The organism is Streptomyces sp. NPDC014861 (assembly GCF_043081625.1).
Taxonomy (GTDB): Bacteria; Actinomycetota; Actinomycetes; order Streptomycetales; family Streptomycetaceae; genus Streptomyces.
Genome location: NZ_JBIBWV010000008.1, coordinates 387,542 through 394,040, shown reverse-complemented (window position 1 = coordinate 394,040; position 6,499 = coordinate 387,542). Strand labels below are relative to the sequence as shown.

Annotated in this window: 6 protein-coding genes; 2 read left to right on the top strand and 4 right to left on the bottom strand. The window is 73.7% G+C overall.

The genetic code is table 11. The annotated features are described in order from the left end of the window. Positions 1-91: 91 nt before the first annotated feature. Positions 92-1,672, bottom strand: a complete 1,581-nt coding sequence (locus ACF1BN_RS20080) for a methylmalonyl-CoA mutase (RefSeq protein WP_392332904.1) — start codon at positions 1,670-1,672, stop codon at positions 92-94. Between the two features lie 200 nt (positions 1,673-1,872). Between ACF1BN_RS20080 and ACF1BN_RS20075 the strand changes: the two genes are divergently transcribed. Then, the gene (locus tag ACF1BN_RS20075) at positions 1,873-2,709 is read left to right on the top strand and encodes a L,D-transpeptidase family protein (RefSeq protein ID WP_392332903.1); all 837 of its coding nucleotides are present in this window, start codon (positions 1,873-1,875) and stop codon (positions 2,707-2,709) included. A 168-nt stretch (positions 2,710-2,877) separates the two neighbouring features. Here ACF1BN_RS20075 and ACF1BN_RS20070 read toward each other — a convergent pair whose 3' ends face one another. Beyond that, complete coding sequence (locus ACF1BN_RS20070; protein WP_392332902.1) at positions 2,878-4,098, bottom strand: hypothetical protein; 1,221 nt, start codon at positions 4,096-4,098, stop codon at positions 2,878-2,880. Beyond that, the gene (locus tag ACF1BN_RS20065) at positions 4,098-4,799 is read right to left on the bottom strand and encodes an RNA polymerase sigma factor (RefSeq protein ID WP_392332901.1); all 702 of its coding nucleotides are present in this window, start codon (positions 4,797-4,799) and stop codon (positions 4,098-4,100) included. The genes ACF1BN_RS20070 and ACF1BN_RS20065 overlap by 1 nt, the downstream gene beginning before the upstream one ends. Before the next feature lie 424 nt (positions 4,800-5,223). On the opposite strand from ACF1BN_RS20065, the gene ACF1BN_RS20060 reads away from it, so the two are divergent. Next, positions 5,224-5,964 (top strand): Clp protease N-terminal domain-containing protein, encoded by a 741-nt coding sequence (locus ACF1BN_RS20060; RefSeq protein WP_392332900.1) that lies wholly within the window; start codon positions 5,224-5,226, stop codon positions 5,962-5,964. A gap of 2 nt (positions 5,965-5,966) precedes the next feature. Here the strand turns inward: ACF1BN_RS20060 and ACF1BN_RS20055 are convergent, their stop codons facing one another. Beyond that, positions 5,967-6,497 carry a hypothetical protein gene (locus ACF1BN_RS20055; RefSeq protein WP_392332899.1) on the bottom strand — a complete coding sequence of 177 codons (531 nt, stop codon included), beginning with the start codon at positions 6,495-6,497 and terminating at the stop codon, positions 5,967-5,969. Between the last annotated feature and the right edge of the window lie 2 nt (positions 6,498-6,499).

Genomic DNA, 6,499 nt, shown 5'->3' with positions numbered 1-6,499 from the left:
CAACACCTCATCGCCACCTGGACCGGCACCTGCCCCACCTGCCGACAGACCGTCCCATGGCAGCCCTACGACACCACCTAACAAAGCACTACTAGAAGACGTCGCCGGGGACGTAGGTGCCCCAGACCTCGCGCAGGGCGTCGCAGACCTCGCCGACCGTGGCACGGGCCCTGAGCGCGTCCTTCATCGGGTGGAGGACGTTGTCCGTGCCCTCGGCCGCCCGCTTCAGCGCGGCGAGCGCCGCGTCGACGGCCTGCTGGTCGCGCTCGGCCCGCAGCTTGGCGAGGCGGTCGGCCTGCTGGGCCTCGATGGCCGGGTCGACGCGCAGCGGCTCGTAGGGCTCCTCGACGTCGATCGTGTAGCGGTTGACGCCGACGACGACCCGCTCGCCGGAGTCGGTCTCCTGGGCGACGCGGTACGCCGAGCGCTCGATCTCGCTCTTCTGGAAGCCGCGCTCGATGGCGTCGACCGCGCCGCCCAGCTCCTCCACCTTGGCCATCAGCTCCAGGGCGGCGGCCTCCACGTCGTCGGTCATCCGCTCGACGACGTACGACCCCGCGAAGGGGTCCACGGTGGCGGTCACGTCGGTCTCGTAGGCGAGGACCTGCTGGGTGCGCAGCGCCAGGCGGGCGGACTTGTCCGTCGGCAGGGCGATGGCCTCGTCGAAGGAGTTGGTGTGCAGGGACTGCGTACCGCCGAGGACGGCGGCGAGGCCCTGGACGGCGACGCGGACGAGGTTGACCTCGGGCTGCTGGGCCGTCAGCTGCACGCCGGCGGTCTGGGTGTGGAAGCGGAGCATCAGCGACTTGGGGTTCTCGGCGCCGAACTCCTCCTTCATGACCCGTGCCCAGATCCGGCGGGCGGCGCGGAACTTCGCGACCTCCTCCAGGATCGTGGTGCGGGCGACGAAGAAGAACGACAGGCGGGGCGCGAAGTCGTCCACGTCCATGCCGGCGGCGACGGCGGTGCGGACGTACTCGATGCCGTCGGCGAGGGTGAAGGCGATCTCCTGCGCGGGCGACGCCCCCGCCTCGGCCATGTGGTAGCCGGAGATCGAGATGGTGTTCCACTTCGGGATCTCGGCCCTGCAGTACTTGAAGATGTCGGCGATCAGCCGCAGCGAGGGCTTGGGCGGGAAGATGTACGTGCCGCGGGCGATGTACTCCTTCAGCACGTCGTTCTGGATGGTGCCGGTGAGCTGGTCGGCGGGCACGCCCTGCTCCTCGCCGACCAGTTGGTACATGAGGAGCAGCAGGGAGGCGGGGGCGTTGATCGTCATCGACGTGGAGACCTTGTCCAGCGGGATCCCGTCGAACAGCACGCGCATGTCGTCGACCGAGTCGATGGCCACGCCGACCTTGCCGACCTCGCCGCCGGCGATCGCCGCGTCCGAGTCGTGGCCCATCTGGGTGGGCAGGTCGAAGGCGACCGACAGGCCCATGGTGCCGTTGGCGATCAGCTGCTTGTAGCGGGCGTTCGACTCCACGGCGGTGCCGAAGCCGGCGTACTGGCGCATGGTCCAGGGCCGGCCGGTGTACATCGAGGGGTACACGCCGCGGGTGAAGGGGTACGCGCCCGGCTCGCCCAGCTTCTCGGCCGGGTCCCAGTCCTCCAGGGCCGCCGGTCCGTACACCGGCTCGATGGGCAGTCCCGACTCCGACTCGCGCGCCATTGCTCGTGCCTCCCGATCGTGCTGTGCGGCTCCCGGCGGTACCGGCCCTCGCCACGGACTGTAGTGGCGGGCGCGCGGCCCGGTGGAGAGCAGCACGCTGGGACCTTTTTCACAGCATGAGCGCTTGCTCACATCCGGGCGCAACCGGAGGCGGACGGGGAGCATCCCTATGGGCACAGTTCATTCCACGGGGGGCATCCATGAAGCGTTCTTCCGCCATACGCAGAGCCGTTCTCGCCGCGGCCGCCGCCGCACTCGCCGTCACCGGCTGCACGGCTCAGGCGGTCGGGTCGGACGGCAGGCCGCCGTCGCCGGCGGCGACCTCGGCGGCGCCCGCGGCCTCGTCCGCGGCTCCGTCCTCCCCTCCCCCGTCCTCGCCGTCGTCGTCGGCTCCGGCCGACTCGGCGCGGGCGCTGATGAAGGACGGGGACGAGAACGAGCAGGTGCGGGAGCTCCAGGCGCGGCTGCGGCAGCTGGACCACTTCGACCGGGCGCCGACCGGCTTCTACGGCACGATCACGGCGAAGGCGGTCACGGCCTTCCAGGAGAAGCGGGGGCTGCCGGGGACGGGTGCGGTGGACGGGACGACGTGGCAGCGGCTGCTCGCGGTGACGAAGAAGCCGACGGCGGACGAGCTGAAGCCGTCCACCACCAACGAGCTGGACACGCCGGACGCCCGCTGCATGACGGGCCGGGTGCTCTGCATCAGCAAGGAGAGCCGGACCCTGGCCTGGATGATCGACGGCGAGGTCGTCTCCTCGATGGACGTCCGCTTCGGCTCGGAGAACACCCCGACGCGTGAGGGCATCTTCCTGGTCGACCGCAAGGTCCGTGACGACTGGTCGAAGCTGTACCACACGCCGATGCCGCTCTCGATGTACTTCAGCCGGGGCCAGGCGGTGCACTACTCGTCGGACTTCGCGGCGCGCGGCTACAACGGGGGCTCGCACGGCTGTGTGAACGTCCGGGACCGGGCGAAGCTGGCGGCCCTCTTCGACCAGGTGAAGGTCGGCGACAAGGTCGTCGTCCACTGGTAGCGGACGGGGCGCGGGGCGCGGGGGGAAGAAGGGGCGCGGGTGGGACCGGGGGAACGTGTCCCACCCGCGCCGGGTGCGCGGAGCCGTAGGTACGGGGGGAACCCCGGCTCTCTGCGCGGCCGATGACCAGTCGGCTCACTCTGTACTGCGCCGACGGGTCCGAAAGTGTCACACCCCCGTGCCGGGGGCTCCCACCGGGCAGAGCGCGAGGGCCGCGACGAGCGTCCGGTCCGGGGTGCCGCCGGGCCTCGTCCAGGCCCCGGGACGGTCCTTCGGGTCCGGCCCGTCCTCGCCGCGGCCGGTGTCGGCGGGGGCGGGCATGCCGCCGTACGAGAGGTCCGGGCGGGTCCGGTCCCCGGCGTCGCCCTCCTCGCGGCGGGCGTCGCCGTCCTTCTCCCGGTCCTTGTCCCCGTTCCTGCCGTCGCCGTCGGTGGTGTCGCCGTCCTGCCCGCCGACGGAGCCGGAGCCCCCGCCGGGTCCGGAGCCGGTACCCGCGTCCGAACCGGAGTCGGTGCCGGTGCCGGTGCCGCCCTTGTCCGTGGTGCCGGCGAGGAGCCGGTCGCAGTAGGCGCGCAGGGGCTCCTCGTTCCGCAGCAGCCGGGAGAGGCGTTCGCGGGTGGCCGCGTCGAGGCGGCCGGAGCGGTACTCGCGGCAGGCGGCGATCCTGCCCTGGCGGGCGTCGTCGCCGGCGCCGCTCGTGGTGGTGGGGGCGGCCGGTTCGCGTTCGGGCCGGTCCTCCCGGGGGGAGGTGGTGCCGGGCCGGGGGGTCGTGGTGGTGGCGTCGGGCCGGCCGGTGGGGCTCGTGCCGGGCGCGGTCGTCTCCGTCGGCGTGCCGGGGTCCGCGCTCCGGGAGGGGTCCTCGTGCCGTTCGATCGCCGGGGTCGGCGCGCTCGACCCGCCGGACCCGCTCGGCTCGGGCGGAGTGGCGGTCTCGGCCGCGGTGACCGTGCGGGAGGGTTCCTGGTCGACCAGCGGGAGCACTCCGGTGCTCGCGGCGACCGCGACGCCGCCGACGGTGACGGCGGCGAGCGCGGCGGCGAGTCCGTACTTCAGGGAGCGGCCCCACTGCCGGGCCGGGCGGGGTGCGGAGGTGAGCCGCACCCTGCCGAGGTCGGCGGAGAGCGCGGGGTCCTGGGCCGGGGCGGAGGCGGCGCGGGCGGAGGCGGTGGCGCGGGCGGCGGTGGCGATACGGAAGGCCGCGAGGGCGGCCTCCTCCCCGGCGAGCGGGGTTCCGGGGGCGGGTGCGGCGGCGGTACGGGCCGCGGCGAGGGCGTCGGCGAGGGCGTCGGCGCGGGCGCGGTCCGAGGGATCGACGGCGTCGACGGGCTCGCCGCGGAGCAGCCGCTCCGCGGCCTCCGGGTCGAGCCACTGGTACCGCTCGTCGGCCATCACATGTCCTTCTGCGTACGCGGACGCCATTGCGTCACACCGCCCGGGGCCATGTACCCCGTGTTCCGTCCGCGCTGGGGCGGCACCCCGTCGAGGGGCTGACCGCCGTCGGCGGAGCCCGCGCCGGACGTGCCGGACGCGCCGGCGGTGCCGTCGACGCCGAGGAGTTCGGCGAGTCTCTTCAGGCCGCGGTGGGCGGCGGTGCGGACGGCGCCGGGGCGCTTGCCGAGGGCTTCCGCCGCGCTCTTGGCGTCGAGGCCGACGACGACGCGGAGCACGACGGCCTCGGCCTGGTCCTGCGGGAGGCGGGCGATGAGGGCGAGGGTGTCGCCGGTGGCCAGGGCCTCCAGGGCCTCGCCCGCGGTGTCGGAGTCGGCGGGCTTGTCGGTCAGTTCGGTCTCGTCGCCGCCGGAGGCGGGCCGCCGGCCGCGCATCCGGATGTGGTCGAGGGCGCGGTTGCGGGCGATCCTGGCCGCCCAGCCGCGGAAGCGGTCGGCGTCGCCGCTGAAGCGGTCGAGGTCGCGGGCGATCTGGAGCCAGGACTCCGAGGTGACGTCCTCGGCGTCGGCGTCGCCGACCAGCGTGCGCATGTAGCCCAGCAGACGGGGATGCACGGCGCGGTACACAGTCCGGAACGCTTCCTCGTCCCCGTCCTGCGCAGCGAGCACCGCGGCCGTCAGCTCCGCGTCGTCCCCCAGCACTCCCCAAACCCTGTCCGTCGGTCGCGTTCTGCGCGCGCGTCAGCACGTCGGTCGCGTCGTCGGGGCTGGTCATCGCCGCCGAGTCCGCCTCCGCTCCAGCACGCTACGTCGATTCCGGGCGTCACGTCCACGCGGGTCCGCCCACCTTGTACAACTTGCAACCTTCACTCCGCGGACCGGCGGGTGTGACAGAAAACGCACCACCGGCGCTGTAGGGAGTACGGAGCCGTGCTGCGGCTCCGTGGATGACGACCGGGGCCTCTCCTGTGGGGGGTGGCGGCCCCGGTCGTCTCCCTTTTCCCGGGCCGTGTCCGCCCGATTTCCGCCCTCTTCATTCGATACGACACATCACCCGAAAGAAGTGCGCGCGATCGACTGTCAACCACTCGTTGACACCGAGGGACTGTCAACCTAAGGTTGCCTCATGACGCAGCCCGTGGTTCCGAACGTCAGCATCCGTCTCGACGAACTCATCGAAGCGATCAAGAAGGTCCACCCGGACACGCTGGACCAGCTCTCCGGCGCGGTCATCGCGGCGGACTACCTCGGGGAGGTCGCCGACCACCTCATCGGACACTTCGTCGACCAGGCCCGGCGCTCCGGCGCCTCCTGGACCGACATCGGCCGCAGCATGGGCGTGACCCGGCAGGCCGCCCAGAAGCGGTTCGTCCCCAAGGACCCGGACACCGAGAAGATGGACCCGAACGCCGGGTTCGCCCGCTTCACCCCGCGCGCCCGGGCCGTCGTCGGGGCCGCGCACGACGAGGCCGTGGCCCGCCGCCACGCCGAGTCCGTCCCCGGCCACCTCGCGCTCGGACTGCTCGCCGAACCCGAGGGGCTCGCCTGCCTGTGGATCGGCGCCCAGGGCGTCACCCCCGAGCGGCTGCGCGAGGCCGTGACGCCGACGCTGCCGCAGCCCGCCGAGGAGCCGCCGGCCCTCGTCCCGTACGACGCGGCGGCCAAGAAGGTGCTCGAACTGACCTTCCGCGAGGCGCTGCGCCTCGGGCACAACTACGTCGGCACCGAGCACATCCTCCTCGCCCTGCTGGAGCACGAGGACGGCGAGGGCCCGCTGAGCGGCCTCGGCCTGGACAAGGAGACGGCCGAGCGGCAGATCTCCGAACTCGTCGCCTCCGCCGTGGTCGAGGCGCCCCCGGAGGCGTGAGGTCAGGCGGTCCTGGCGCGGCGGGAGACCACCGCGCGCAGGACCCGGCCGCCCTCGACGGAGAGCTCGCGGGCCCGGCGCAGTCCGGTCGGGCCGTGGGCGACCGAGTCGAGGACGGCCAGCTGGCGGCGGAGCTCGCCGGCGTGCAGCGGGCCGTCGTCGGTCACGTCGTGCAAGCGGTGCACCGCGAGCGCCACCGTCGAGCACCGCTCGGCCCACGCGCGCAGGGGCGCCTCCGCCCAGTCGGCGGGCACCCCGTCGAGCATCGCCCGGACCATCGCGACGACCCCGCCGTCGCCGGCGGCCTCGCCACCGGCCCCTTCCAGCTCGACCCGGGCCTTGGCGACGGACTCCGTCCACGCCCCGCCGCCCCCGCGCGCCACCGCCGCCCATACCGGACGCAGCACCTCGGCACGCTCCGGCGCGAGCAGCGGCAGGCACCGGTCCAGGCAGGCCAGCCCCGCGGCGGCGAGGCCGCGCTCGTCGGCCCCGTCGATCCGCTCCCGCAGACCCCGACCCGTACTCGACGTCATGG